This window comes from Solidesulfovibrio alcoholivorans DSM 5433 (assembly GCF_000702665.1).
In the GTDB taxonomy this organism is placed as follows: domain Bacteria; phylum Desulfobacterota; class Desulfovibrionia; order Desulfovibrionales; family Desulfovibrionaceae; genus Solidesulfovibrio; species Solidesulfovibrio alcoholivorans.
In genome coordinates, this window is record NZ_JNJA01000019.1 from 43,409 (window position 1) to 66,975 (window position 23,567).

20 protein-coding genes, 2 tRNA genes and 1 pseudogene are annotated in these 23,567 nt (G+C 65.7%); 12 read left to right on the plus strand and 11 right to left on the minus strand.

Annotated features, from left to right (window positions below; translation table 11 throughout):
- Positions 1 to 25 precede the first annotated feature (25 nt).
- Positions 26 to 610, minus strand: a complete 585-nt coding sequence (locus tag Q368_RS0120265) for a LemA family protein (protein WP_029460866.1) — start codon at positions 608 to 610, stop codon at positions 26 to 28.
- A 233-nt stretch (positions 611 to 843) separates the two neighbouring features.
- On the opposite strand from Q368_RS0120265, the gene Q368_RS0120270 reads away from it, so the two are divergent.
- From Q368_RS0120270 to larB, 4 genes and pseudogenes are all read left to right on the plus strand, one after another.
- Complete coding sequence (locus Q368_RS0120270) at positions 844 to 2,046, plus strand: aldo/keto reductase (RefSeq protein WP_029460867.1); 1,203 nt, start codon at positions 844 to 846, stop codon at positions 2,044 to 2,046.
- Between the two features lie 197 nt (positions 2,047 to 2,243).
- Positions 2,244 to 3,554, plus strand: coding sequence for a nickel pincer cofactor biosynthesis protein LarC (gene larC / locus Q368_RS0120275; protein ID WP_029460868.1), 1,311 nt, complete (start codon positions 2,244 to 2,246; stop codon positions 3,552 to 3,554).
- Between the two features lie 2 nt (positions 3,555 to 3,556).
- Positions 3,557 to 4,351 (plus strand): annotated as a pseudogene (gene larE / locus Q368_RS24985) (ATP-dependent sacrificial sulfur transferase LarE); the annotation flags it as partial.
- 54 nt (positions 4,352 to 4,405) lie between these two features.
- Positions 4,406 to 5,173, plus strand: a complete 768-nt coding sequence (gene larB / locus Q368_RS0120285) for a nickel pincer cofactor biosynthesis protein LarB (RefSeq protein WP_029460886.1) — start codon at positions 4,406 to 4,408, stop codon at positions 5,171 to 5,173.
- A gap of 159 nt (positions 5,174 to 5,332) precedes the next feature.
- Here larB and Q368_RS0120290 read toward each other — a convergent pair whose 3' ends face one another.
- The 10 genes from Q368_RS0120290 to Q368_RS0120335 form a co-directional block, all read right to left on the minus strand.
- A complete protein-coding gene (locus tag Q368_RS0120290; protein WP_029460869.1) occupies positions 5,333 to 6,754 on the minus strand; it encodes a M48 family metallopeptidase in 1,422 nt (473 codons plus the stop codon).
- 196 nt (positions 6,755 to 6,950) lie between these two features.
- On the minus strand, positions 6,951 to 7,403 hold the full coding sequence (locus Q368_RS0120295; protein ID WP_029460870.1) for a YaiI/YqxD family protein: 453 nt from the start codon (positions 7,401 to 7,403) through the stop codon (positions 6,951 to 6,953).
- Positions 7,404 to 7,528: 125 nt separating this feature from the next.
- The gene (gene rho, locus Q368_RS0120300) at positions 7,529 to 8,776 is read right to left on the minus strand and encodes a transcription termination factor Rho (RefSeq protein ID WP_029460871.1); all 1,248 of its coding nucleotides are present in this window, start codon (positions 8,774 to 8,776) and stop codon (positions 7,529 to 7,531) included.
- A 348-nt stretch (positions 8,777 to 9,124) separates the two neighbouring features.
- Positions 9,125 to 9,637 carry a CarD family transcriptional regulator gene (locus Q368_RS0120305; RefSeq protein WP_029460872.1) on the minus strand — a complete coding sequence of 171 codons (513 nt, stop codon included), beginning with the start codon at positions 9,635 to 9,637 and terminating at the stop codon, positions 9,125 to 9,127.
- Positions 9,638 to 9,778: 141 nt separating this feature from the next.
- The gene (gene pth / locus Q368_RS0120310) at positions 9,779 to 10,399 is read right to left on the minus strand and encodes an aminoacyl-tRNA hydrolase (RefSeq protein ID WP_029460873.1); all 621 of its coding nucleotides are present in this window, start codon (positions 10,397 to 10,399) and stop codon (positions 9,779 to 9,781) included.
- A gap of 95 nt (positions 10,400 to 10,494) precedes the next feature.
- Positions 10,495 to 11,091, minus strand: coding sequence for a 50S ribosomal protein L25/general stress protein Ctc (locus Q368_RS0120315; protein WP_029460874.1), 597 nt, complete (start codon positions 11,089 to 11,091; stop codon positions 10,495 to 10,497).
- 58 nt (positions 11,092 to 11,149) lie between these two features.
- Positions 11,150 to 12,166, minus strand: a complete 1,017-nt coding sequence (locus tag Q368_RS0120320; RefSeq protein WP_084158917.1) for a ribose-phosphate diphosphokinase — start codon at positions 12,164 to 12,166, stop codon at positions 11,150 to 11,152.
- A gap of 10 nt (positions 12,167 to 12,176) precedes the next feature.
- A tRNA-Gln gene (locus Q368_RS0120325) sits at positions 12,177 to 12,252 on the minus strand.
- A 54-nt stretch (positions 12,253 to 12,306) separates the two neighbouring features.
- Complete coding sequence (gene ispE / locus Q368_RS0120330; protein WP_029460876.1) at positions 12,307 to 13,197, minus strand: 4-(cytidine 5'-diphospho)-2-C-methyl-D-erythritol kinase; 891 nt, start codon at positions 13,195 to 13,197, stop codon at positions 12,307 to 12,309.
- Positions 13,198 to 13,253: 56 nt separating this feature from the next.
- Positions 13,254 to 14,720, minus strand: coding sequence for a DegQ family serine endoprotease (locus tag Q368_RS0120335; protein WP_029460877.1), 1,467 nt, complete (start codon positions 14,718 to 14,720; stop codon positions 13,254 to 13,256).
- A 414-nt stretch (positions 14,721 to 15,134) separates the two neighbouring features.
- Between Q368_RS0120335 and Q368_RS0120345 the strand changes: the two genes are divergently transcribed.
- The 8 genes from Q368_RS0120345 to cas2 all read left to right on the plus strand — a co-directional run bounded on the left by Q368_RS0120345 (position 15,135) and on the right by cas2 (position 23,357).
- Positions 15,135 to 15,211: transfer RNA gene (locus tag Q368_RS0120345), tRNA-Arg, on the plus strand.
- Positions 15,212 to 15,655: 444 nt separating this feature from the next.
- Positions 15,656 to 17,872 (plus strand): CRISPR-associated helicase/endonuclease Cas3, encoded by a 2,217-nt coding sequence (locus Q368_RS0120350; RefSeq protein WP_029460878.1) that lies wholly within the window; start codon positions 15,656 to 15,658, stop codon positions 17,870 to 17,872.
- A gap of 302 nt (positions 17,873 to 18,174) precedes the next feature.
- Positions 18,175 to 18,825 (plus strand): type I-C CRISPR-associated protein Cas5c, encoded by a 651-nt coding sequence (cas5c, locus tag Q368_RS0120355; RefSeq protein ID WP_029460879.1) that lies wholly within the window; start codon positions 18,175 to 18,177, stop codon positions 18,823 to 18,825.
- Positions 18,822 to 20,522 carry a type I-C CRISPR-associated protein Cas8c/Csd1 gene (cas8c, locus tag Q368_RS0120360; RefSeq protein ID WP_029460880.1) on the plus strand — a complete coding sequence of 567 codons (1,701 nt, stop codon included), beginning with the start codon at positions 18,822 to 18,824 and terminating at the stop codon, positions 20,520 to 20,522. The genes cas5c and cas8c overlap by 4 nt, the downstream gene beginning before the upstream one ends.
- Before the next feature lie 3 nt (positions 20,523 to 20,525).
- The gene (cas7c, locus tag Q368_RS0120365) at positions 20,526 to 21,395 is read left to right on the plus strand and encodes a type I-C CRISPR-associated protein Cas7/Csd2 (RefSeq protein ID WP_029460881.1); all 870 of its coding nucleotides are present in this window, start codon (positions 20,526 to 20,528) and stop codon (positions 21,393 to 21,395) included.
- Between the two features lie 10 nt (positions 21,396 to 21,405).
- The gene (gene cas4 / locus Q368_RS0120370; RefSeq protein ID WP_029460882.1) at positions 21,406 to 22,035 is read left to right on the plus strand and encodes a CRISPR-associated protein Cas4; all 630 of its coding nucleotides are present in this window, start codon (positions 21,406 to 21,408) and stop codon (positions 22,033 to 22,035) included.
- Positions 22,032 to 23,063, plus strand: coding sequence for a type I-C CRISPR-associated endonuclease Cas1c (cas1c, locus tag Q368_RS0120375; protein WP_029460883.1), 1,032 nt, complete (start codon positions 22,032 to 22,034; stop codon positions 23,061 to 23,063). Before cas4 ends, cas1c begins: the two co-directional genes overlap by 4 nt.
- 3 nt (positions 23,064 to 23,066) lie before the next feature.
- Positions 23,067 to 23,357: a CRISPR-associated endonuclease Cas2 gene (gene cas2, locus Q368_RS0120380; protein WP_029460884.1), complete on the plus strand. Its 291-nt coding sequence runs from the start codon at positions 23,067 to 23,069 to the stop codon at positions 23,355 to 23,357.
- Positions 23,358 to 23,567 lie beyond the last annotated feature (210 nt).

The window sequence follows — 23,567 nt, forward strand, 5'->3', positions numbered from 1 at the left end:
GAGGCCTCTTAATTATTTCTTTCTCCTAAAACTTCACCTTGGGCGCTTGTTTGGCGGCTTCGTCGGCCTTGAAGTATTCCTTGGCCTTGAGGTGCAGCAGGAGGGAATTGGTGAGGGAGTTGGGGAAGGTGCGGATGGAGGCGTTGTAGGTCTCCACGGCCTGGTTGTAGCGTTGCCGGGCCACGTTGATGCGGTTCTCCGTGCCTTCGAGCTGGTTTTGCAGGTCGCGGAAGTTCTGGTCGGCCTTGAGCTGCGGGTAGTTTTCCACCACGGCGAGCAGGCGGGACAGCGAGGACTGCATCTGCCCCTGCGCCTGCTGGAAGGCGGCCATGGCTTGCGGGTCGGCCAGGGTTTCGGGGGTGATTTTGACCTGCGTGGCCTTGGCCCTGGCGTCGACCACGGCGGTCAGGGTGTCCTTTTCGTGGCTGGCGTAGCCTTTGACCGTCTCCACGAGGTTGGGGACAAGGTCCATGCGGCGTTGCAGGGCGGATTCCACGTTGCCCCAGGCGGCGTTGACCGCCTCCTCATTGGTCTGCATCTGGTTGTAGCCGCAGCCGGAAAGGCCGGCCAGGACGAGGATGGCGCACAGCAGTCTGGCGAGTCGGGTCATGGGCTCTCCTTGGCGGGAATACGGATAATGAAAGCACCATAAGCCCTGGGGCAGCCTTGGGCAAGGCCTTCCCAGGGAAAGCGTCTCCCCGTTTGGCAGGATCGGACAATTTTTATCCCGGATTAGGCGTTTTTCCCCACCCGTGGTTCGAGTATTCAGGCTCCATCTCCAGGGCCGCCTCCAACGGCGGAGACGGCCAAACCCGAATGCTCCGGCAAAAGGAGAAGCTCCCCATGCTGTATCGGACCATGCCAAAAAACGGAGACAGGCTCTCCATTCTCGGTTTCGGCTGCATGCGCCTGCCCGCCACGCCCGAAGGGGCCATCGACGAGCCGCGCGCCATCGCCCAGATTCGCGCCGCCATCGACGCGGGCGTCAATTACGTCGACACGGCCTGGCCCTACCATGCCGGCGCGAGCGAACCCCTGCTCGGCAAGTCGTTGCGCGACGGCTACCGCGAGCGCGTGAAACTCGCCACCAAGCTGCCGTCCTGGCTCGTGACCAGCCGCGCGGACATGGACCGGTTCCTCGACGCGCAGCTTTCGCGCCTGGAAACCGACCACATCGACTACTACCTTGTCCACGCCCTGGACGGGCCGCTGTGGGACGCGGTCGCAGCCCACGGTGTGGCGGATTTCCTGGACGCGGCCAAGGCCGACGGCCGTATCGTCAACGCCGGTTTCTCGTTCCACGGCCTGCTGCCGGACTTCAGGCGCATCGTGGACGCCTATCCCTGGATTTTCTGCCAGATCCAGTACAACTACCTGGACCAGCAGTTCCAGGCCGGCACGGAAGGGCTGCGCTATGCCGCGGCCAAAGGCCTCGGCGTGGTCGTCATGGAACCCCTGCGCGGCGGCATGCTGGCGCGGTCGGCCCCGGCCATCGCCGCCCTGTGGGACGAGGCCGGGGCACGGCGCGAGCCCGTGGACTGGGCGTTGCGCTGGGTCTGGAACCACCCCGAGGTCACGCTGCTGCTGTCGGGCATGAATGAGGAAGCCCACATCGCGCAAAACGTCGCCGTGGCCGGGCAGGCCCTGCCCGGGGCGCTGACCGACGCCGAAACGGCGCTCGTGGACCGCGTCGCGGCGACCTACAAGGAGCTGCTCAGGGTCGGCTGTACGGGCTGCGGCTACTGCATGCCGTGCCCCATGGGCGTGCAGATTCCCAAGTGCTTCGATGCTTACAACGCCCTGCACCTCTCCGGCGATGACGAGTCCGCGAAGTTCCGCTACGTGGTGAGCGTGGGCGGCGTCATCGGCGTGGACGCGCCGGGGTTCGCCTCGCGGTGCGTGGCCTGCGGCGAGTGCCTGGAGAAGTGCCCGCAGCACATCGAAATCCCCGAGGTGCTCAAGTCCGTGGTCGCCGAACTGGAGGACGAGGGCGTGCCCGCGCGCATGGAAGCGGCCAGCAAAATGTTCAAGGTCCGGCCGCAGTAGGGCGCGCCGCAAGCGCCGGAAGGCGCGGCCGTTGGGCCGCTTCCGACGTTGCGCGCGGTATGCGTCCATGAAACAAGACGCGGACGTCGTCCGAAAAAACAGTATCCTCGAATCCTGCATCCGAACGTCGCATTCCCCGAGGCGGCCTTGTGCGCCGCCTTGGGGATCACTGCCGTATACGGCGAGGGAACGGATTGATGAAAATCCTCTATTACGATTGCCGCGCCGGCATCAGCGGCGACATGAACCTGGCCGCCATGCTCCATCTCGGCGTGGACCCCGCGCATCTGCGCATCGCCCTGTCAAAGCTCGGCCTTGACGCGGAATTCGACCTGCGCGTGGCGCAAGCGGCAAAAAACGGCATCGCCGGCCTGCGCGTGGATGTGGTCCTTGCGGATGGCACGCCTGCGGACGCCGCGCCCGGTCACGACCATGACCACGACCATGACCACGACCACGACCATGGGCATGACCAGCTGCACGAGCACGACCATGGCCATGGGCACCGCCACCATGCGCACGCCCATGGCGGGCATGGCCATGCGCACGGGTCGCACCGGTCGCTTCGCGACATCGAGGCGATCATCGAGGGCAGCGGCCTGGACGCGGCGGTGCGCCGCACGAGCCTCGCCATCTTCCGCCGCCTGGCCGCGGCCGAGGCCAAGGTGCACGGCGTCGCCGTGGAGGCGGTCCATTTCCACGAAGTCGGGGCGACGGACGCGCTGGTGGACATCGTGGGCGCGGCCGTCTGCCGCCACGCGCTTGACGTGGACGCGGTCTGGAGCTCGCCGGTGGAACTCGGCGGCGGCTTTGCGCGCTGCGCCCACGGCGTCATTCCCGTGCCGGCCCCGGCCACGGTGGAACTGCTCCATGGCATTCCAACCACGCACGGGGCGGTCCCGGCCGAGACCGCCACGCCGACCGGCGCGGCCATTATCGCGACGCTCGCCGACCGCTTCACCGCCGCGCCGGCCCTGACCACGGAAAGGACCGGCTACGGCGTCGGCCACCGCGACATGGCCATCCCCAACCTCCTGCGCGTGCATTTGGCGCGCGCGGAGGTGGCGTCCTCCAGCCCCTGCCGGCTGTTGCAATGCAACATCGACGACATGAGCGCGGAGCTGCTCGGCGCGGTCCTGGACCTGCTCATGGACGCCGGGGCCATGGACGTGCATTTCACGCCCATCGTCATGAAAAAGAGCCGGCCGGCCACGTGCCTGTCCCTGCTGTGCGGCGAGGACGACGCGGCGCAGTTTACGGAAATGCTCCTGCGGCACACGACCACGCTTGGCGTGAAAAGCTTCCCCCTGGACAAGACGGCGCTCGAAACCGCCTTCGAGACCCTGGACACGCCCCTTGGCCCGGTGACCATGAAAAACGCCCTCATGGGCGGGGCGGTGCTGCGCGCCAAGCCGGAATTCGAGGACTGCCGGCGGCTGGCCAGGGCGCACAACCTGCCGCTGACGGCGGTCTACGCCGCTATCGCCGCGTGCCGGAAGCCGTCGTGAGCGTGGCGCACGATCTTCCGGCCGGGGCGCGGGAACGGGCCGATGCCCTGCGCCGCGCCCTTGGCGCTATGGGCCGCGTGCTCGTGGCCTTTTCCGGGGGCGTGGACAGCACGTTTCTCTTGCGCGCCGCCCTGGACGCCCTGGGGGCGGAGAACGTCCTGGCCGTGACCCTGGACCCGCCCTATGCCGCGCGCAGCGAAATCGGCGAGGCCGTGCGCCTGGCCGCGAGCCTCGGCGCGTCGCGGCACACGCTTGTGGACGTGCCGTTTCCCGAGGCCCTGCGCGACAATCCCCCCGAGCGCTGCTACCTGTGCAAGCGCCTGCTTTTCGCGCGCCTGCTCGAAATCGCCGCCGCGGCGGACGTCGCCCATGTGCTCGACGGCACCAACCGCGACGACCTCGGCGACCACCGCCCCGGGCGCAAGGCCCTGGCCGAGCTCGGCATCGTCAGCCCGCTGCTGGACGCCGGCCTGGCAAAGGCCGACATCCGCGCCCTGTCCCGGGAGTGGAGGCTGCCCACCTGGGACAAGCCTGCCGCTCCGTGCCTGCTCACGCGCCTGCCGCATGGCGCGTCCGTGGACGCGGCGGTCCTGGCGCGCATCGAACAGGGCGAGGCGCTGCTTCGCGAACTCGGTTTTCCCGGTGCGCGCCTGCGCCTGCACGGCGACCTCGCCCGCATCGAGGCCCCGGCGGCGCGCCTGGGCGAACTGGTCGCGGCCGCTGCCGCAAGCGGCCTGGCCGAACGCCTCGGCCGCCTCGGCTGCCGTTTCGTGACCGTGGACCTTGCCGGCTACCGCATGGGCAGCCAAAACGAACCCGCCACAGGCGGAGACAAGACGGATTCCCGAGCGATGGACACCCAAGAAAATCTGTTTGCGCTGCTGACCGCCGTGAAAAACGGCGAACTGGACGTCGCTGCCGGCATGGAGCGCCTGCGCGACCTGCCGTATCTGGAAATGGGCCATACCAAGATCGATCTGCACCGGCCGCTTAGAAACGGCTTTCCCGAGGTGGTCTACGCCGCGGGCAAGACGGCCGGTCAGGTCGTCGAGATCTTCATCCGCCTGCGCGACCGTGGGCCGGTGCTCGCCACGCGCGTGCCCGAGGAAACCGCGAGCCGGGTGCTTGCGGCCTGCCCCGAGGCCAGGCACAACCCTCTGGGGCGCACCCTGACCATGGGCGAGGATCAGGTGGTGTTCGGCGAAGGGGAGATCGGCGTGGTCACGGCCGGCACCTCGGACCTGCCCGTGGCCGAGGAGGCGCTCGAGACCTGCCGCATGTTCGGCCACCGCGCCTTTCTCGTCAGCGACGTGGGCGTGGCCGGCCTGCACCGGCTGCTCGACCGCATCGACCTCCTGCGCCGGGCGCGGGCGCTCATCGTCATCGCCGGCATGGAAGGTGCGCTGGCGAGCGTGGTCGGGGGGCTCGTCGCCCAGCCGGTGGTGGCCGTGCCCACTTCCGTGGGCTACGGCGCGGCCCTGTCCGGGTTCACGGCGCTTTGCGGCATGCTCACCTCCTGCGCCAGCGGCGTGACCGTGGTCAACATCGACAACGGCTTCGGCGCGGCCTGCGCCGCCTGCCGCATCAACACCCTGTGCCGCCAGGGGCAGGACGCATAGGAAGCGGGGCAGGGCGACGCGGTGTCGCCCCGGCGGACGGGGAGAACCCCAGGCCCGCACGCAGCAAACGGCCGGCGCATCCACAAGGATGCGCCGGCCGTTTGCGTTCGCATTGCATGCCGGCAGAGGCCCGACACGGCGCGGCCGTGCGGGAATGCCTTAAAAAGACTTCGTCTTCCAGAATTCGGAGCGTCTCTTGAGCGTCTCTTCGAGCTTGGCCAGTTCGCGCCGGTCGTCGTCGCTCTTGGCCGCGGCCTTGGCCTTTTCCAGCTGGAACTTCACCTGGCGCGGGTTGTTTTCGTAGATGGCGGCGTAGGTCAGGTTGAGGTAGGCGTGGAAGACGTCGCCGGCCTGGCCGAGAATCTGGCCGTAGGTGGCCCGGATCTCGGCGTTTTCCGGCACCCGCAGCCGCACCTGTTCGAGGTAGGCGGCCGCGGCCTTGTAGTTGCCTTCCTGGGCCAGCATGCGGCCGTATTCATAGTTGGCGTCGATGTCTTTGGGATTGGCCCGCAGCGCCGCCTCGAGCAGGGACTTGGCCCGGGCGAAGTCGCGGACCTTCAGGAAATAGCGGCCCGATTCGCGGAGCACCAGCGGGTCGTTGCCGCCGCAGGCCAGGGCCGCCTCGAAAGCCGAGCGCGCCTGGGCCACGTCCTCGAGGGAACGGGACAGGGCGACGGCCAGCCCGAGTTTGTCCAGGCACGTGGCCTTGTCCCCGAGCTTGCGGAAATAGGACACGGCGTTTTTGGGGTCGGTGTAGCGGGCGCGCACGAGCATCTGCGCGCGCTTGAAGGCCGCGTCGTTGTCTTTTCTGTCGCGGATGTTCGCGGGCATCTTGTTGATGCGGTCTTTCAAGTAGTTGATGCGTTCTTCCAGCCCCGGGTGGGTGCTGAGGTAGGTGGGAATGGTCCCGCCGCCCTGCATCCAGCGCAGTTTGCGCAGAATCTCGAACGCGCCGACGAGCCCCTGCGGGGGATAGCCGGCCGCGATCAGGGCGTTCATGCCGACCTGGTCGGCCTCGCGTTCGTCGTCACGGGAATACTTGAGGTAGGCCTGCGCCGAGGCCGCCTGGGAGCCCATGGCTACGGCCGCGCCGAGGTCCCTGTTGCCCGTGGTCTGCCCAAGGACCACGCCGGCGAGCACGCCGACGAGCTGGCCGATGGAAAGCGCCTTCATTTCGCCCACGCGCTTGGCGATGTGGCGCTGGCTGACGTGCCCAAGTTCGTGGGCGAGCACGCCCGCCATTTCGGATTCGTGCTCCATGTTGAGGATCAACCCCGTGAACACGAACACGTAGCCGGCCGGGCCGGCGAAGGCGTTGACGGCGTTGTCGTTGATTACGCTGACGGTGATGGGGAAGGACATGGGGGCCTTCACCCCGATCAGCCGGTCCACCACGCCCTTGACGTAGTCGTTGACCTCGGTGTCCTCGATCAGCGGCATGCGGGCGCGGATGAGCGCGTTGAACTTTTCGCCGAGCTCGCGTTCGTCCTTGAGATCGAAGGAAAACAGGTCGGCCCGTGCGACGGGCACGGCCAGGATCGAAAAGAGGAGGAGCCAGCCGGCGAGACAGGCCACCCCCATTCGCCACAACACGCCAGAAGCGCAGGGAAAGCTCTGGATACGCATTCCCGACGCATAGCGCGATCGGGCGGCGTTGAAAAGATGGGGCGCTGACGCGGGGGCGCCTTGTAATGGGCCGGACAGGTTGTGGACAGAAACGGCCGGCGTCGTCGACCGGGGCGTGCGCGAAGCCGGCGACGGGGCGTGGCGGCGCGCCTCAGTTGCCGGCGTGCCTGGTCAGGAAGATGTCGAGCTGGTTGGCGAAGGCTTCCCGGTCGCGGTTCCCAAGCGGCGGCGGACCGCCGGTGACCACGCCCGCGCCGCGCAGTTCGTAGAGCAGGTTGCGCATGGCCAGCCGGCCCTCGATGTTGTCCTTGGTGTACAGCTCGCCCCTGGGGTTCAGCGCATGGGCGTCTTTTTCGATCACCCGGGCGGCGAGCGGAATGTCCGCCGTGATGACGAGGTCGCCGGGGAGCACCTGTTCCACGATGGCCGTATCCACCACGTCGAAGCCCTGGCCCACGCGCACGGCGCGGATGTAGGCGGAGGCGGGGACGGTCAGGGTCTTGTTGGCGACCAGGGTCAGCCCGAGGCGCAGGCGTACGGCGGCGCGGAAAAGGATTTCCTTGATCGGGTTGGGCAGGGCGTCGGCGTCGGCGTAGATGTGCATGGGGACCTTGGGGCGTTGTCGCGGCGACGGCCCCCCGGCGACGCAGCGTGAAGCTGGCGTCGCCGGGGGGCCGTCGCGGAAAGCGGCAAGCCGAGACGCGGAAGCGGCCTGACGCCGCCTCCCGGCTAGCGGTTCATCAAATCCAGGAACTCGCGATTGGTCTTGGTGCCGCGCATCTTGTCGAGCAAGAATTCCATGGAGTCGATGGGGCTCATGGGCGCGAGCAGCTTGCGCAGGATCCAGACGCGGTTGAGCACGTCGGTTTCGAGCAGCAGCTCTTCCTTGCGCGTGCCGGACCGGTTGATGTCGATGGCCGGGAAGACGCGCTTTTCGGCCAGATGGCGGTCCAGGTAGATTTCCATGTTGCCGGTGCCCTTGAACTCTTCGAAGATGACTTCGTCCATGCGGGAACCGGTGTCGATGAGCGCCGTGGCGATGATGGTGAGCGACCCACCTCCCTCGATGTTGCGCGCCGCGCCGAAGAAGCGCTTGGGCCGCTGCAGGGCGTTGGCGTCGAGGCCGCCGGAGAGCACGCGCCCCGAGGAGGGGGTGACGGCGTTGTAGGCGCGGCCCAGGCGCGTGATGCTGTCGAGCAGGATCACCACGTCGATCTTGCGTTCGACCAGGCGCTTGGCCTTTTCGATGACCATCTCGGCCACCTGCACGTGGCGCTGGGGCGGTTCGTCGAAAGTGGAGGAAACGACTTCGGCCTTGACCGTGCGTTCCATGTCCGTGACTTCCTCGGGCCGCTCGTCGATGAGCAGGACGATGAGGAAGACGTCGGGCCGGTTGGCGTTGATGGAGTTGGCGATGGTCTGGAGCAGCATGGTCTTGCCGGTGCGCGGCGGGGCGACGATGATGCCGCGCTGGCCGTGGCCGATGGGGGTCAGCAGGTCGATGACGCGGGAGGAGTAGTTCTCGGCGCCGTTTTCCATGACGTAGCGCTTGTCGGGATACAGCGGCGTCAGGTTGTCGAAGAGCACGAGGTTGCGCGAGGCCTCGGGCGGGGCGAAACCGATCTCGCCCACGCGCAGCAGCGCGAAATAGCGCTCGCCTTCTTTGGGCGGGCGGATCTGGCCGGAGACGACGTCGCCCTTGCGCAGGCCGAAACGGCGGATCTGGGAGGGCGAGACGTAGATGTCGTCGGGGCCGGGCATGTAGCTGTACATCGGCGAGCGCAGGAAACCGAAGCCGTCGGGCAGGATTTCCAGCACGCCCTCGCCGAAAATGGCGCCGTTTTGTGAGGCGCAGCTTTGCAGCAGGGCGAAGATCAACTCCTGCTTGCGCATGCCGTTGGGGTTTTCGACGTTGTACTGCACGGCCAGGTCCATCAGTTCGGGCATGCTCTTGAGCTTGAGCTCGGAGAGGTTCATGGAGGATTCCATGATGCCCGGTTTGATGGTGGACGGTTGTAGAACGTCGTCGCTTTCGATGGGATCGGAAAGCACGGGCGCAGGGGGGGACTGGGGAGGACGTCCGCGGCGTTTGGGTGCGTTGCTCACAGGAATAGCCCGGCGCGGAATAGCGCAATATTGAAGTGAACGATAAAACCCGATGCAGCGTGAATTCAGTATGACCGTTCGCTGAGGAAGCGGCGAATACTCGCTTGTTTACGGGGACCAGGGTAGTGGAGGACAGACCGGTTATGGCCTGGAACGATCCATATACTTTTTCCGGGGACTGTCAAGGGCGCGATGGCCCGCGGCCGCAATCGCCCGACATCATTCCACGGGTTTGGGAGCCAGGACGTCTGCGAAGATCTCGTTGATGACGTCCTTGATCTCCTGTTGGTCCTTGTCGAGGGCCAGGGCCAATTCCAGGGTGAGCAGGCTCGTGGCCTGCTCGAGCAGCCGGCGCTCGCCGAAGGAGAGCTCCTTGTTCTGGCCAATAAGGAGCAGTTCCTTGAGCACGTAGGCCACATCGGAGAGGTCGCCGCTTTTCAGCTTCTCGGAATACTCGCGATAGCGGCGGTTCCAGTTCTGGCCGGTGTAGCCGGTGAAATCCGAGCGGTCCTTGAGGGATTCGATGATGGCCTCGCCCTGCTCGGCGGTGCACAAGGGACGGAGCCCGACGTTGGCGGCGTTTTTGACCGGCACCATGAGGGTGACGTTGTTGCTCAAAATGCGGACGATGAAAAAGTCGGCCGAGGCGCCGCCGATCACCTGGGTCTCGATACGTTCGACCCTGCCCACTCCCTGGGCCGGATATACCACCAGCTGGTCCTCGGAAAACACGGTAGACTCCTTGCCGGAAAACGCACGCCACAGAGCGCACCTGTCGTCTACGAGCCAAGTTACCGTACTTGCCGCCATGTGTCCACGGATTCCGGTGGCAAGAACGGCAGGCGCGGGAGGAGCCGGGGGGAGGATGGGCGATCAGGCGGTGGCGTCGAACGCGCCCGCCTTGCGCATGACGGCGTCGAGCCCTTCTTCGAGGAAGGTCATCACGGCGTCCACGGCGGCCGGAACCACCCGGCGCACCACGGCAAACTCGTCGTTGCGGAAGGGTTCGAGCACGTAGCCGGCCACGTCGCGGCCGGGTTCGGGGCGGCCGATGCCCAGGCGCAGCCGGACGAAATCCGGGGTGCCGAGCTCCTGGGTCACGGATTTGAGGCCGTTGTGGCCGGCGTTGCCGCCGCCGCGTTTGGCGCGCATGCGCCCGAGCGGCAGGTCGAGCTCGTCATGCACGACCAGGACGTCGGCCGGGGTCAGGCCGTAGAAGTCCATGGCCCCGCGCACGGCGCGACCGCTCAAATTCATGAAGGTCAGCGGCTTGACGCACAGGAACTGGGCGAAGGCCCCTCCCGGCAGCACGGGCAGGGATATGGTCGCGGCCTCCATGTCCTTGCGCGAGGACAGCGCCGCGCGCGGCGCGCCGCCGAGCTCCCTGGCCCGTTCGATCAGCGCGTCCAGGGCCATGAAGCCGAAATTGTGGCGGGTGGCGGCGTAGCGGGGGCCGGGATTGCCCAGCCCGACGAGGAGCGCGGTAACGGCCATGGCTGTGTCCGGGGTTGTCGCGTCAATGGAAAAAGAGGCGGGGCGCGTCGACCGCGCCCCGCCCGCATGGCAGCAAAGATGTTCCGGTCGCCCGTCTAGGAGGCGGGAGCGGCTTCGGTTTCCTCGGCCTCGGGCATCAGCACGGCCAGGATGGCGAAGTTGTCGTCATAGACGGCCGTGACGCCCTCGGGCAGCTTCAGGTCGGCCACCTGCACGCTTTCATTGACGTCGAGGTCGGTGATGTCGATGATAACCTTGTCCGGGATGGTCAGCGGCAGGGAGGCCACCTCGATGCTCTCACGGTGGATCTCCAGGGCGCCGCCCTTGACCTGGCCCTTGGCCTTGCCGGTCACTTCCACGGGGATGTGCACGCGGATGGGCTTTTCCAGGTCCACGCCGTAGAAATCGACGTGGGTGATGCGCGCCTTGGTCGGATGGTGCTGGAGCTTCCAGACCAGGGCCGGCTTGATCTCCTTGCCGGATTCGCCAGCGATGTCGAGGTGGAAGACATGGGCGGACGAGGTCTTGGCATAGAGCTTTTCCAGGGGGAGGTGCTCGACCATGACCGGGATGTTGGCGCCGGCGGCGTCGTAGTAAACGCCCGGGACCATGTCCGTGGCGCGCAGCTTCCTGTTGGCGCCCTTGCCAAGGCCCGTGCGGGTCGTAACGGCCAGGGTTTGCATCTCTTTCATAGCGTCTATCTCCTTGTCGCCCGGGGGCGAAACATGATTTCCGGTCAGGCGTGGCGGCTTAGGTGAAAAGCACGCTCACCGAGGACTCGGTGTGGATGTTGTGGATGGCCTTGGCCAGGAGCCCGGCGATGGACAGTGTCTTGATCTTGCTGCAGGCCTTGGCCTTTTCGCTTAGGGGGATCGTGTTGGTGGTCACGATCTGGGTGAAGGGCGAGGCTTCCAGGCGCTCAATGGCCGGGCCGGAAAGCACGGCGTGGGTGGCGGCGGCCATGACTTCGCTGGCGCCGTTTTCCAGGAGCACAGTGCCGGCCTGGCACATGGTGCCGGCGGTGTCGATCATGTCGTCGAGGACCACGCAGAGCTTGTCCTTGACGTCGCCGATGACGTGCATGGCCTGCGCCTGGTTGGGGGCGTCACGGCGCTTGTCGATGATGGCGAGGCTGCCGCCCAGGCGTTTGGCAAAGGCCCGGGCCCGCTCCACGCCGCCGGCGTCCGGCGAGACCACGCAGAGGTTCTTGCCCTGGAATTCTTTGAAATATTCGGCCATGATCGGCGCGGAAAAGAGGTTGTCCACGGGCAGGTTGAAAAAGCCCTGGATCTGCCCCGCGTGCAGGTCGATGGTGAGAAGCCTGTTCATGCCGGCCACGGTGAGGAAGTCGGCCACGAGCTTGGCGGAGATGGGCGCGCGGGGTGCGACCTTGCGGTCCTGCCTGGCGTAGCCGTAGTAGGGGACCACGGCGGTGACGCGCTGCGCGCTGGCGCGCTTCAAGGCGTCGAGGATCAGGCACAGCTCCATCAGGTTGAAGTTGACCGGATAGGAGGTGGATTGGACCACGAAGATGTCCGAACCGCGCACGTTGGCGCCGATTTCGACGCGGATCTCGCCGTCGCTGAACGTGCCGACCTTTGCCGGAAGCAGCGTGCAGCCGAGGTGGTCGCAGATGGCGGCGGCCAGGACGGGGTTGGACGTGCCGGTGAGGATTTTCAAGTCGCCTTGCGCCATGTTGCGGGCCTCGGGATTCTTTGGGCCGTCGGACGGCCTGACGGCAGCGCCGCCGCAGCGGACGTTGTTCATACAATATCTATGGCTGGGGTGGTAGGACTCGAACCCACGAATGCGGGGACCAAAACCCCGTGCCTTACCAACTTGGCGACACCCCAGCAAGCCGGCCCGCCCTGGGGCGGACGTACACGCGAACTTGCGCCCCGCGCGGATTACAGCGACGCGAGGAAGACGCGGGCCCCGTTTCCGGACAGTTGCGCCATGGCCACCACGGCGGCGTGGCGCGTACGGAAAAGCCCGAAGACCGCGGAGCCCGTTCCGGAAAGAAGGGCGCCCGCCGCCCCGAAGGCCAGCAGGCGTTCCTTGACCCGCCCGATCTCCGGGTGGGCGGCGAACACGACGGGTTCGAAGTCGTTTCGCAGAGGCGCTCCGGTCACGCAAAAGGGCTTTTTATTGCCGTCAAAAGCCCTTGTCAAGCACTGTGCCCCGAGTTTTTCGGGGAAAGTGCGCGCCGCGTCCAGGGCGGCGTAGGCCCAGGCTGTGTTGACCCGCACGGCCGGGCAGGCCACCACGGCGTGCCAGCCGGAAAGCCCGGCGTCCACGGGGAGGAGCCGTTCGCCTACGCCCGTGGCCAGGGCGGGGCGGTCCTGGAGAAAAAAGGGAACGTCCGCGCCAAGGCCCAGGGCCAGACGGGCGAGCGCGTCCTCTTTCAGGGTGTTCTCGCCGGCGCGTTCGTTGAGGTAGGAGAGCATGGCGGCCGCGTCCGCGGAACCGCCGCCAAGCCCAGCGCCGTAAGGGATGCGTTTCTTGAGCATCGCCTCCAGGCGGGGGGCGTATCCGGTCTGCGCGGCGAAGGCCCGGTAGGCCCGCACGACGAGGTTGTCCTCGGTTTCGAGTTCCGGGTCTGAGCACAGGAAATCGATGTCGCCCGGACCTTCGAAGCGCCGGATGGAAAAGACGTCGGATGGTTCGGGCAGAGGAAGGAACAGGGTTTCGATGTCGTGGTAGCCGTCGGCCCGGCGCGGCCCCACGGCAAGGCACAGATTGACCTTGCAGGGGACGGGAATGGCGGTTTCCTCGACGCAATGCGGCATCAGGCCCATGGCGCGCCTTGGGGCGGCCGGCGGCGCGAGTTCGCGCCGCCGGCCGGGGGTTTGCGTTACTTTGAATCCGACAGCGGCACGGTCCGGAAGACGGTCTGGCGCTGGCGCTTGATCTGGAGCATCACCACGCCCTTGTCCTTGCCGTCCTCGGCCACCACCTTCTTGAATTCCTCGGGGGTGTTGACCGCCCGCTGATTGACCTCGAGCACGACGTCGCCGGGACGCACGTCGGACTGCTCGGCCTCGGAGCCGTCTTCAACCTCCGTTACCAGGACACCGCGGGCCTTGTCCATGCCCAGGGCCTTGGCCTCCTTGCCGGTGACGGAGCGCAGGGTCAGGCCGATGCTCTTGGCCTGGGATTCGGCGGGCGCGGTCGCGTCGCCGCCGTCCTCGCCCGTGCCGCCCTGCTGGGCGAGCTTCTTGGCGTCGCGTTCGCCGAGGGTGACGGAGACGGTGAGCGGGGAGCCCTTGCGCAGCAGGTTCATCTCCACGGAGTCGCCGGGCTTGAGGGCGGCGATGCGGCGCAGCAACTCATTGGTGTTTTCGATCTTCTGGCCGGAGACGGCGGTGATGACGTCGCCGGTCCTGATGCCGGCCTTGCCTGCGGGCTGGCCGTCGAGGACGGAAGTGACGAGCGCGCCCTTGGTGTTCTCCATGCCCAGGGCCTTGGCGGTGTTCTCGTCGATGTCCTGGATGGTGACGCCGATCCAGCCGCGCTTGATGCTTTTGCCCTCGCGCAACTGGGCGATGACGTCCTTGGCCATGCCGGAGGGTATGGCGAAGCCGATGCCCTGGCCCGAGGCGACGATGGCGGTGTTGATGCCGACGACCTTGCCGTCGAGGTCGATCAGCGGGCCGCCGGAGTTGCCGGGGTTGATGGAGGCGTCGGTCTGGATGAAGTTGTCAAAGGGGCCCGCGCCGATGATGCGGCCCTTGGCGCTGACGATGCCGAGGGTGACGGTGTTTTCCAGGCCGAAGGGGTTGCCGATGGCGAGCACCCATTCGCCGACCTTGAGCTTTCCGGAGTCGCCGAACTCCAGGTAGGGCAGGTTGGACTTGCCGTCGATCTTGAGCAGGGCGAGGTCGGTTTCGGGGTCGCGGCCAACGATCTTGGCGGCCAGGGGCTTTTCGTTGTTCTTGAACTGGACCTTGACCTCGTCGGCGTTATCGATGACGTGGTTGTTGGTCACGATGTAGCCGTCGGGGGAGATGACGAAGCCCGAGCCCATGGAGCGCTGCTTATGAGGCTTTCCGCCTTTGCCCTGGGGGCCGAAGAATTTTTCGAACTGGTCGAAGAAGTCGTCCATGGGGCCGCCGTTGCGCCTGTTGTGGAACTGCTCGAAGAGGTCGCGCATGCCTTCCTGGGCCTTGGCGGTTTTGGTGGTCGAGATATTGACCACGGCGGGTCCGTCTTTTTCGACGAGTTCCGTGATGTCGGGCAAGGGGATGCGCGCGGCTGCGAGCGAGGTCCAGGCCAGGACCATCAGTGCGGCGGTCAGGGGAGCAAGGATGCGTTTTTGCATGGTGAACTCCTGCGTTTTGGCTGGCGGCTTGGTCGTGGAGCCGTTCCAGGGGCGTTTGCAGACTCCGGTGTTGGCCGGGGGGTCGTGATTTCGGGCGATATTGCCGTTTATACGCCGTTTGCGGCCGGAGTAAACCGGAACTTGCCGTCCAGGCGTCCCTGGGGGCGGTGTTTTGCCGGCGCGCGACGTGTCTTTGCCATTCACGCGAGCCTGTCGGTTCCTTGACAAGCTTTCGTGGGGCAAATAGTAAAGTTTGTTTCCGGCGCGTCAATCGGCGTGAATTTTTCGCAGAGGTCCGTCGACAGAATTTGTTTCGGAAAGAATGTCAGTAATTTTAGCTTGTTGACTTTACGAGTGCGGCGTAATGGGCCGTAACTATAAAAGAAGTATGAACATCGTTTCATGCGATGCCGTGCTCCCGTAGCTCAGTAGGATAGAGCGATCGCCTCCTAAGCGATAGGCCGTGCGTTCGAATCGCGCCGGGAGCACCATAAAAATCAAGGGGTTGGACTGAATGGGTCCAGCCCCTTTTGCGTTGGGAGGCGATTTTGTCCCCCATGTGTCCCCCAGTTTGGAATTATGAGACAGCTCATAGGCAGATACTGCTTCCTTTTGCCCCTTTCCCGCGGACAACCTAGTAATCGTCGCGTGATGGACTTTGCTGGTTCGCACCCTCGTTAAGGCGTGCCCGTTTGGAAACCATGTAAAATCCGAGTCTCTTTCGGCGATAGTCCGGGCACGGCATCCTCTTGTCCGAAGTTGTCCGTCCTTGAAGATCGGATACTGCATAGCATACCCGCCTGACGTCGCTCGAATTTTTGCCCTCGCGCGGGGCGCAGTCATTATCGGGTATTTTGTTAAAAGATACGGGAGTTGCGTTTCGCGGTGTTGAGACATATGTTAGCTGTATCGCTTGGGTAATAGAGGTGCCCGATATGCCCGAGGAACGTCATTGGTACGCCCACAGTGTTGCTGGCCTGCAGCAGGAGGCGTGGCAGACGCTTCCCGAGCACCTGCATGCCGTGGCCAAGCGGGCTGCGAAGTTCGCCGACGCCTTCGGTGCGGGCACATGGGGCCATGCGGCCGGGTTGTTGCACGACGCCGGTAAATACACGGAAGCATTTCAGCGCCGCCTTGCCGGAGGGGCCGAGCGGGTGGACCATTCCACGGCCGGGGCCAAGCTGGCCGCGGACCTTGCGCCGCAGGCCGGCAAGATCCTGGCCTACGCCATCGCCGGGCATCACGCCGGCCTCACCGACGGCAAAAGCAATGACCCCTCCTGCCTGACCGAGCGCCTGGAGCGGGCCGTCCTGCCCGAACTGCCGCAGTGGCTGACACAGGCCGCCTTGCTCACGAAATCGCCGTTTGCCTTTGCGCCCAAGCGGATGGGCTTCGGCTGGGCGTTTTTCATCCGCATGCTTTATTCCTGCCTGGTGGACGCGGATTTCCTCGATACCGAGGCATTCCTTAACAAGGGGCAAAGCGAGCTGCGGGGCGAATATCCGCCCGTGGCGACGCTTCGCGAGCGGTTGCGGGCGCATCTGGCCGGGTTCGCGCACAAGGCGCATCCCTCTCCGGTCGATCCCTGGCGGGCGAAGGTGCTTGCGTGGTGTTGCGACGCCGCGCGGGAGGAGCCCGGGCTTTTTTCCCTGACCGTGCCCACCGGCGGCGGCAAGACGCTTTCCTCCCTGGCCTTCGCCCTGGAGCACGCCGTCACTCATGGCCTGGAACGGGTAATCTACGTCATTCCCTATACGAGCATCATCGAGCAGAACGCCGACGTGTTCCGCAAGGCCCTTGGCGAGGACGTGGTGGTCGAGCACCACAGCAATTTCGATCCCTGGCGGCCAAAGGGGGCGGCTGCGGAAGCCCCCGAACCGGCCGGCGACGAGACGTTGGCCCGGCGTTTGGAACTTGCCTGCGAGAACTGGGACGCGCGGCTGGTCGTGACCACCAGCGTGCAGTTTTTCGAGTCGCTTTTCGCCGCCCGTTCCTCGAAGTGCCGCAAGCTGCACCACATCGCGCGCAGCGTCGTCATCCTGGACGAGGCGCAGATGCTGCCGCCGGCCGTTTTGCGGCCGTGTATCGAGGCGTTGCGCGAGCTCTATGAGCATTACGGCACGACGGTCGTTTTGTGCACGGCCACGCAACCGGCTCTCGAGAAATCGGCCGAGTTTCCTTGCGGCCTGGATGCGCCCCGGGAAATCGTGCGCGACGTGCCGGGGCTTTTCACGGCGCTTAAGCGCACGCGCGTGGAGCATCTGGGCCGGCTGACCGACGCGGCGCTGCTTGAGCGGCTCGCGGGGCACAGGCAGGTGCTGTGCGTGGTCAATACGCGCCGTCATGCGCGGGTGTTGCGCCGGGGCCTCGACGAGGCGGAAGGCGTGTTTCATTTAAGCGCCTCCATGTGTCCGGCGCACCGCACGGCAAAGCTCGAAGCGATCCGCAAGGCGCTCCAGGCGGGGGTGCCGTGCCGTGTTGTGAGCACGCAGCTCATCGAGTGCGGGGTCGATGTGAGCTTTCCGGTGGTCTATCGCGCCGCTGCGGGCGTCGATGCCGTGGCCCAGGCGGGCGGGCGCTGCAACCGCGAGGGGGAGCTCGCCGAGGGCGGCGTTGTGTACGTGTTCGAGGCGCAGGACGCGCCGCCGCCCAAGGGGGAGATGCGCCGCGCGGCCCAGGTGGGGGCGGAAGTCATGCGGCGGCATGCGGACGTGTTGTCGCCGGTGGCGGTGGAGGATTATTTTCGGACGCTGTACTGGTCGCAGGGGGCGGACCAGCTGGATGCCAAGAGGATCTTGGAGCGGCTGCGGGCCATGGACGCCCGGGCGAATCTGCCGCTTCGCGAGGTTTCGGAATTGTTCGCGTTTATCGAGAACACGTACCGGCCGGTGATCGTCCCTTGGGACGCGGCGGGGGCGCGGATCGTGGACGGGCTTGAGCACGCGGAGCACACGGGCCGGCTCGCCCGCCGCGCCCAGCGCTACACGGTGCAGATACCGCCCCGGGAGTTCGCGGCCCTGGAACAGGCGGGCGCGCTCGAATGCTTGCGGGAGCGGTTTTACGTGCTGCGCAACATGGAACGCTACGACGCGGAGGAGGGGCTTGCCGTCGCGGACGGCGGGGCGTTTCGGGCAGAGGAGTGGATTTTGTGACCTGCTATGGGAGTGCGCCGAATAGTTGATCAGTTGATCGGTAATTCCCTGTGCGTATATTTATTGCGTAAAAATATATTTACTTATTGAATTTTGGTTTAGTTGCTGTTACAGAGTAAATGTCTCCGACACGACCGCCCCATGCTAGGGGGAGGTTTTCTCCGTGAGAGGATTGAAACAGTTGTTGTTACAGAGTGTCAATAATCCTGCCCTTCGTGGCAGGCGTAAGGAGGGAATTTCATAAGAAAGCTGATTTGACAGAATATTTCCAGGCAGGACCGCACGACAACAAGGAGGTTAAAATGGCCTTTGGCGTCGGTCTCATGGTGCGAGGCGACTATGCCTGTTTCACTCGGCCGGAAATGAAGTCCGAACGCGTGTCCTACGACGTCATGACGCCGTCCGCAGCGCGCGGCATACTGGAAGCCGTCTACTGGAAGCCGGAAATCACCTGGGTCGTAGACCGCATACACGTCCTTTCCCCCATCCGCTTCACCACCATACGCCGCAACGAGCTCGGCGGCAAAATGCCCTACGGCAACGTCAGGTCCGCCATGAAAGGCGGCAGCCCGCCTGCGGTCTTCATCGAAGAAGACAGGCAACAGCGCGCCGCATTGGTGCTGCGCGACGTCGCCTACGTCATAGACGCCCACTTCGACGTCAAGGGCGGCGACGCCAACACCGCCAAACACAAGGAAATGTTCGAGCGCCGCGCGCGCAAGGGCCAGTGCTTCCACCAGCCCTACCTCGGCTGTCGCGAATTCCCGGCCGCCTTCGAATGCCTGGACGGCGACGCGCCCCAAACCGGGCTGCCCCCGGCCGACCGGGACAAGGACCTGGGATTTATGCTCCACGACATCGACTTCGCCCGCGACATGACGCCCCGGTTTTTCCGGGCGCGCCTGCAAAACGGCATCCTCACGGTGCCGCCGTTCGCGGAGGCCACGGCATGATCCTCACCGCCCTTGCCGACTACTACGAACGGCGCTGCCAGGAAGACGAAAGCGAGATGCCGCTTTCCGGCTTCTCGCGGCAGAAAATCCACTTCGCCCTGAACCTCGCCCCGGACGGTGCCCTGGTCGGCGTCCTCGACCTGCGCCGCCAGGATGGCAAGAAGCTCGTCCCCACAGAACTGGTTGTCCCCGAGGTCGTAAAGCGCGCTTCAGGCATCGCCGCCAACTTCCTCTGGGACAACACCGGCTACGTGCTCGGGGTCGACGAGAAAGGCAAACCCGAACGCTCGGCCAAGACCTTCGAAGCCTTCAAGGCCCTGTGCCACGAAATCGGCGACGGCCTGGACGATGCCGGCATGGCCGCCGTGCTGCGCTTCCTGGACGCCTGGGACCCGGCCGATGCGCCGGGACTGCCCCACTGGGAGGACATGGTCAAGGCCGCCAACCTCGTCTTCCGCTTGGAAGGCGAGCGGCGATATGTCCACGAACGGCCAGTCGTGCGCGAGGCCTGGCTGGGCCACCGGACAGCGGCAAGCGACGGCCCGCGCGGCATGTGCTTGGTCACCGGCCGCGATGCGCCGCTGGCCCGGCTGCACCCGAGCATAAAAGGCGTGCGCGACGCCCAGTCCTCGGGCGCGTCGCTGGTCTCCTTCAACCAGGAGTCGTTCACCTCCTACGCCAAGGAGCAAAGCTACAACGCGCCGGTCGGCGAACCCGCCGCCTTCGCCTACGCCACGGCGCTCAACCACCTGCTGCGCAAGGGCAGCCGCCAGCGCGTGCAGATCGGCGACGCCACGACCGTCTTTTGGACCGAACGTCCCTCGCAGGTGGAAACCTTCATGGGGCAGGTGCTGGACCCCGAATCCGGAGACGGCCTGACCGATGCGCTGCGGCTGTTCCTGGAAGCGATCCGGGACGGAAAGAAGCCGAACTTCGACGAAACGGAATACGACAACGGCTTCTATGTCCTGGGGCTGGCCCCCAACGCCTCGCGGCTGTCCGTGCGCTTCTGGCACCGCGACACCGTGGAAGGCGCATGCGGCACGGTGGGGCGGCACTTCGCCGACCTGCGCCTGGAGCGCACCTGGGACAACGAGCCCGAATTCCCGGGCATGTGGCGGCTGCTGCGGGAAATCTCGCCGCAAAACGACCTGAAGAACGTCAATCCGGCCCTGGCCGGGGCGTTCATGCGCGCCTTCCTCGCCGGCCAGCCCTATCCGGCCGGTCTGCCGGCCGCAGTCATCGGCCGCATACGCGCCGACCAGACCGTCGATTACCTGCGTGCGGCCATGCTCAAGGCCTATCTTGTGCGAAATGCCAGAAAGGAGGTGTCCGTGAGTCTCGATTCCGCGTCCCCCGATATCGGCTACAGGCTCGGACGGCTCTTCGCCGTCCTGGAAAAGGCGCAACAGGAAGCCATACCCGGCGCCAACACCACCATCCGTGACCGCTACTACGGCTCGGCCTCGGCCACGCCGGCGTCCGTGTTTCCGCAGCTCATGCGCCTGGCCCAGCATCATATCGAAAAAGCCGAGTACGGCCTCGTCTCCGACCGGCGCATCGAGGAAATCCTCGACGGCATCCAAGCCTTCCCCAAACACTTGAACCTCGACGAACAAGGCATGTTCGCCCTGGGCTACTACCACCAGCGCCGCGAAAACTACAAAAAAACCGGAAAAACCGAAGGGGAGGCCTAGGCCATGAGCGAACCCGTCCGCAATCGCCACGAATTCGTCTTCCTGTTCGACGTGGAAAACGGCAACCCCAACGGCGACCCCGACGCCGGCAACATGCCGCGCCTGGACCCGGAAACGAGCTACGGCCTCGTCACGGACGTCTGCCTCAAGCGCAAGATCCGCAACTACGTGGAACTGGCCAAGGGCAACGCCGATCCCTTCGAAATCTACGTTCGCGAAAAGGCCGTGCTCGGCACGGTCCAGGGCCGCGCCCACGCCGCCGTGGCCAAGGAAGGCGGCAAAAAGGCCGATCTCATCAAGGAAGCCCGCGACTGGATGTGCGCCCATTTCTACGACGTGCGCACCTTCGGCGCGGTCATGTCGCTTAAGGAAAACAATTGCGGCCAGGTCAGAGGGCCGGTGCAGCTCAACTTCGCCCGCAGCATCGAACCCATCGTGCCGCTCGAAGTGAGCATCACCCGCATGGCCGTGGCCACGGAAAAAGAGGCCGAAAGCCAGTCTGGCGACAACCGCACCATGGGCCGCAAACACATCGTGCCCTACGCCCTCTACCGGGCCGAAGGCTTCGTTTCCGCCCACCTGGCCGCCCAGACCGGATTCTCCGAGGACGATCTGGCCCTGTTGTGGGAGGCGCTCGCCAGCATGTTCGACCACGACCACTCGGCCGCGCGGGGCAAGATGAGCGCGCGCAAGCTCGTCGTTTTCAAGCACGATTCGGCCCTGGGCAACGCGCCGGCGCAAAAGCTCTTCGACTTGGTCGGCGTCGCCCGGGCCACGGACCCGGATGCGCCGGCCCGGGCTTTTGCCGATTACGCCGTCACCGTGAACAAGGCCGACGTGCCCGGGGGCGTCACGCTCATCGAGAAACTGTAGGGGGGCGGCCATGTACGCGGAGGACGAGCTGCTCCCGCTCTCGGCGCTCCAGCACCTGCTTTTCTGCCGGCGGCAGTGCGCGCTGATCCACATCGAACGCGTGTGGGCCGAAAACGCCTTCACCGTCCGGGGCGGCATCCTCCACGAAAAGGCCCACGAGCAGGGGTACGCGTCCCGCGACGGCGTGCGCGTCGCGCGGGCCGTGCCCCTGCGCTCCATGGAGCTCGGCCTTTCAGGCGTGGCCGACGTGGTGGAATTCCACGAGAGCAGGGCAGGTGAAATCGTTTTCCCCGTGGAATACAAGCTCGGCCAGCCCAAGGCCGACGCCTGCGACACGGTGCAGCTGTGCGCGCAGGCGCTTTGCCTGGAGGAAATGCTGTCGCGGCGCATCGAGGCCGGGGCGGTTTTCTACGGCCGCACGCGGCGACGTCTGGCCGTGGCCTTTGACGCGGCCCTGCGCGAAGCCACGCGCGCGGCCTGCGCCGACCTGCACGCCTTCGTCGCGGCCGGGCGGACGCCGCAGGCCCGCTACGAAAAACGCTGCCGCTCCTGTTCGCTCGAGGCGACTTGCCTGCCGCAGGCCTGCGGTGGCAAACGCTCGGCGCGCGTCTATCTGCGACAAGCCGTCGAGGAACCATGAAACGCCATCTCAATACGCTTTTCGTCACTACGCAAGGCACGTACCTGTTCAAGGACGGGGAGACGCTCGCGCTCAAGGTCGAGGACACGGTCAAGCTGCGCCTGCCCATCCACACCCTCGAAGGCGTGGTCTGTTTCGGGCAGGTTTCGGCGAGTCCGTTTCTGCTTGGGCACTGCGCCGCAAACGGCGTCTCCGTGAGCTTTCTTACGGAGCACGGCCGGTTTTTGGCCAGCGTGCAGGGGCCGGCGTCGGGCAACGTGCTGTTACGGCGGCGGCAATACCGCCTGGCCGACGACCCGGCGGCGTCCGCGGACTTGGCCCGTTTTTTCCTTGCGGGCAAGCTGGCCAACTCGCGCGCCGTCTTGCGCCGGGCCCTTCGCGACCACGGCGGCAAGATCGAGGCCGAGGCGGTCGGGCAGGCCATCGACCGCCTTTCGCAGCATCTGGAACGCTTGCAAACGGACATGCCCCTCGACGCTGCGCGGGGGATCGAAGGCGACGCGGCCCATGCTTATTACGGCGTCTTCGACCACCTGATCGTTGCGGGCAAGGGCGATTTCGCCTTTGCCGGCCGCAACCGTCGCCCGCCCCTCGATCCGGTCAATTGCCTGCTGTCGTTTCTCTACACGCTTCTTGCCCATGACGTGCGTGCGGCGCTGGAGACCACGGGGCTCGATCCGGCCGTGGGTTTCCTGCATCGGGACAGGCCGGGCCGGCCAGGGCTGGCGCTGGACCTCATGGAGGAGTTTCGGTCGTTTTTCGCGGACCGGCTGGCGCTGACGCTGATCAATCTGGGGAAGGTCAAGGGGAGGGGATTCAAGACGCTGGAGAGCGGAGCCGTGGTCATGGACGACGCGACGCGCAAGGAGGTACTCGTGGCCTATCAGGAACGCAAGCAGGATGTGGTCGAGCATCCGTTTTTGCGGGAGAAGATGCCGATCGGGCTGTTGTTCCATACGCAGGCGCTACTTTTCGCGCGCCATTTGCGGGGCGATCTGGACGGCTATCCGCCGTATTTGTGGAAGTGAGCCATGATGGTGCTTGTGAGTTATGATGTCGCGACGTCCGACGCGGGCGGCGCGGGGCGGCTGCGGCGCGTGGCCAAGGCGTGCAAGGATTTCGGGCAACGCGTGCAATTTTCGGTGTTCGAGTGCGTTGTCGATCCGGGGCAATGGGAGCGGCTGCGGCATCGGCTCACGGGACTGATCGACGAAGAGAAAGACAGCCTGCGTTTCTATAATCTCGGCGCGAACTGGCGCGGGCGCGTGGAGCATGTCGGTGCGAAGCCTTCCCTCGATCCCGAGGGGCCGCTTATCGTGTAGTCTGTGCGAACCGGAAGCGGGCGCGTGAGCCCCGGGCGGTTCGCACAGGAAGAACACAAACAATAACAGACTGTTATTTTTTCAGTTCTCTGAAAAAGGAGGAAGGGATACTGTATTTTCGTCGGTTCGCGGTCTCAAGGCCGGGAAAGCCCGTTGTGCCTTGGCTGCGCATCCGGTAGTCGCCCCCTGCGCGGGGGCGCGGATTGAAAC